Raw genomic sequence first — 544 nt, forward strand, 5'->3', positions numbered from 1 at the left:
TCTTATCGGGCGGGGGGTCTGCCGAAGTCGGGAGACCGTTACCGGCAGTGTAGGAAAAGTCGCTCCTGTCTGCTTTGGCGTTCGCGAGTGCGGCAGGATAAGCGATAAATGCCGCCATCTGCGCGTGGAGTGTCCGAAGCGGGTAGGTGCCGGGCGAGGTCGCTTTGGAGTAGTTCCACAGCGGGGATTCTTCCATGGCGGCCATCCATTGCTCTATTTGCGCCACGAGTGCCTTAAATGCCTCTTGTCGTTGGGTATGCGCGATAGCCCAGCCCTGCAATTGTGAGGGAGCCGTGGGGAATTGCGACCAGTACCGCTTAATGGTGATGGTGTCCGGATGGTCATGATATTCCAAATGCCATGGGTCGGAAGTGGATGCTCTGCTAAACACATTGTATGCTGTTGAAGCATCGGAAGGTTCCGAACTGCCGGCTGCATGGTAGTAAGGTCGCGGGTTGATGCTCGCCACAAATGCGTTCCAACGGGCGATGGCTGCCGTCATGGTATCCACAAACGCGTCCGTAGTCATTCCGGCTTGTCGGGG

General features: G+C 57.4%; 1 protein-coding gene. It reads right to left on the minus strand.

Going from position 1 to position 544, the window contains the following annotated elements:
* The coding region (locus tag ASC50_RS03645; RefSeq protein ID WP_158648376.1) for a hypothetical protein at nt 1-544 on the minus strand (544 nt) is incomplete at both ends.

It is taken from the genome of Candidatus Symbiothrix dinenymphae (assembly GCF_001431085.1).